General features: G+C 67.6%; 3 protein-coding genes. 2 read left to right on the top strand and 1 reads right to left on the bottom strand.

The window, feature by feature from the left end:
- The first annotated feature begins 144 nt into the window (after nucleotides 1-144).
- Nucleotides 145-1,437, top strand: coding sequence for a UbiH/UbiF/VisC/COQ6 family ubiquinone biosynthesis hydroxylase (locus tag Q0Q48_RS28645; protein ID WP_295145883.1), 1,293 nt, complete (start codon nucleotides 145-147; stop codon nucleotides 1,435-1,437).
- 1 nt (nucleotide 1,438) lies between these two features.
- On the opposite strand, the gene Q0Q48_RS28640 is transcribed toward Q0Q48_RS28645, so the two are convergent.
- Nucleotides 1,439-1,975 (bottom strand): hypothetical protein, encoded by a 537-nt coding sequence (locus Q0Q48_RS28640; protein WP_295145882.1) that lies wholly within the window; start codon nucleotides 1,973-1,975, stop codon nucleotides 1,439-1,441.
- A 301-nt stretch (nucleotides 1,976-2,276) separates the two neighbouring features.
- On the opposite strand from Q0Q48_RS28640, the gene Q0Q48_RS28635 reads away from it, so the two are divergent.
- Nucleotides 2,277-2,571 (top strand): GTP-binding protein (locus Q0Q48_RS28635; RefSeq protein WP_295145884.1); only part of this gene is annotated, 295 nt, incomplete at its 3' end.

Below are 2,571 nucleotides of genomic sequence, written 5' to 3'. Positions count from 1 at the left end.
CGGAACCCAGAACTGCGCCAGCCGCGTCATCCTCGGCATCGCAAAGGCGTTCTGAGCCCGCTATCCGGCACGGCCCCAGCCGGGGCCGCGTCGCATTGACCATAGAGGGTTGCCGCCCTTCGGGGCGGCTGCCATCTATGGTCGATGGATAGTCGTCCTTCCGGCAACACTCCCTTCGACCCCGCCGCCCGCTTCGACCTCGCCATCGTGGGCGCGGGCCTCAATGGCAGCCTCCTCGCCCTGGCGGCCGGCGAAGCCGGTCTTTCGACAGCCCTCATCGACCGCGTTCCGCTCACCACGCTGGCGCAGCCAAGCTTCGACGGCCGCACCACCGCCATCTCCTTCACCAGCCAGCGCCTGTTCGCGGCACTCGGCGTCTGGGACGATGTGGCCTCCGAAGCCGAGCCGATCCGCGACATCCGGATCTCCGATGCCGGCCATGACGGACGCGCGAGCCCGCTCTTCCTCCACTTCGACCATCGCGAGGCCGCCGAGGACGGTGAGAACGCCGAGCCGATGGGCTGGATCGTCGAGAACCGCTTCCTTCGCGCCGCCCTGCTGCGCCGGCTCGCCGCCTGCCCCAAGGTGGAGCTCGTCTCGCCCGACGAGGTGGTCGAGACCGAACGCAGTCCGGATCGGGCAGGCCTGGTGCTGACGAGCGGCCGGCGCATCGCCACCCGGCTGATCGCCTCGGCCGAGGGCCGGCTCGGCTCGATGCGGGAGGAGGCGGGAATCGGCGCGCGCAACTGGTCCTACAACCAGATCGCGATCGTCCTGGTGGCCCACCATGCCGAGCCGCATCGTGGCATCGCCCAGGAAAGGTTCCTGCCCGCCGGCCCCTTCGCCATCCTGCCGATGACGGACGGCCCCGCGGGCGAGCATCGCTCGTCGATCGTGTGGACCGAACGGTCGGATCTCGCGCCACGTCTGCTCGAACTCGACGAACCGCGCTTCCAGGCGGAGTTCGCGCGGCGGTTCGGCGATCATCTCGGGCCGGTCGTGGCGGTGGGACCGCGCTGGTCCTATCCGCTGCGCCTCGTCCATGCCGAGCGCTACATCGACACGCGTCTGGTGCTGGTGGGCGATGCCGCGCACGGCATCCACCCCATCGCGGGCCAGGGCTACAATCTCGGCGTGCGCGACATCGCGGCCCTGGTCGAGGTGATGGTCGACGCCAAGCGACTCGGCCTCGATGTCGGGGCGGCCGACACGCTGGAGCGCTATGCGCAATGGCGCCGGGCGGACAACCTCACCATGGTCGCCGCCACCGACCTGCTGACCCGGCTGTTCTCCAACGACATCGCGCCGCTCCGCCTGATGCGCGACGCGGGCCTCGCCGCCGTCAACCGCGTGCCGGCGCTGCGCAAGTTCTTTGTCCGCCACGCCATGGGCCTGGTCGGCGACCTGCCCAAGCTGCTCCGGGGCGAGCGGCCCTAGGTCAGTTGGGCGTCACAAGACTGCCGAAATCCGGCGATGCGATCAGCTTTTGCAGCGTGTTCTGAACGGCCGGGAAATAGGCATCGGCGACGCGCTTGCAGGCAGTCACCGCGGCGAACGCGCCATCGAACACGTAGTGCTCCTGGACGCTGATCGACCTGCCGTTCGACGACCGGACCGTGAGCCAGATGTCCCAATAGGCGACCGTCGAGGAGAAGGCGAGCTTGTCGACGGCGCCGGTCAGGGTAACGGTCCCGCTGTCGGCGTAGACGCCGGCGATCTTCAACTCGTCGACGAACGCCTTGCGGATGTAGGCCGCGAAGCCCATGCCGTCGGCTGCCGTGATCGGGCCGGCGGCGCGACAGCCATCGCTGAACTGCTGTGCTTCAGTGAAGGCGCCGACCGCGATCCGGTTCGGTGCCAGGCTCTTCAGCGCCACGATGTTGTCGGCCGACATTCCGTAGCGCGGCGCCGAGTAGGTTTCGCAACCCGCCACGAACAGGGCCAGGACCACGAACAGAAGACTGCGTGCAAACATCGGTTCCCCAAAACATCTTCGGCGCGATTTTCCGGTGCGCCTTGCTATCGGACGTTTAGGGGACGCGAATCGGCCGTGTCAACAAAGCCGGGCCGGCAACCGATCGCGATCTCCCCGGTCGCCCACCGTGCCGAACCCATCGAGACGCGGGAATGGTCCCGCCTGGCGGCTCGTGCGCTGCGCAAGTTCCTCGTCCGCCACGGGATGGGCCAGGTCGGCGACCCGCCCCGAGCGAATCCGCGACGAGCGGCCCTAGACTCGGCCGAACGCCAGCCCTATCTCAGGGGCCAATTTCAGGGACATTTCCATGGCCACTTCCCAGACATCGGCACAAGTTCCCGTCACCGTGCTCACCGGCTATCTCGGCGCAGGCAAGACCACCCTTCTCAATCGCATCCTGAGCGAGCAGCACGGCAAGAAATACGCCGTCATCGTGAACGAATTCGGCGAGCTGGGCGTCGACAACGACCTCGTGGTGAACGCCGACGAGGAAGTGTTCGAGATGAACAACGGCTGCATCTGCTGCACCGTGCGCGGCGACCTGATCCGCATCATCGAAGGGCTGATGAAGCGCAAGGACAAGTTCGACGGCATCC

This window comes from uncultured Reyranella sp., assembly GCF_945957355.1.
GTDB lineage: Bacteria > Pseudomonadota > Alphaproteobacteria > Reyranellales > Reyranellaceae > Reyranella.
The sequence above is the reverse complement of the archived record's forward strand: the minus strand, read 5'-3'. Positions and strand labels throughout refer to the sequence as shown.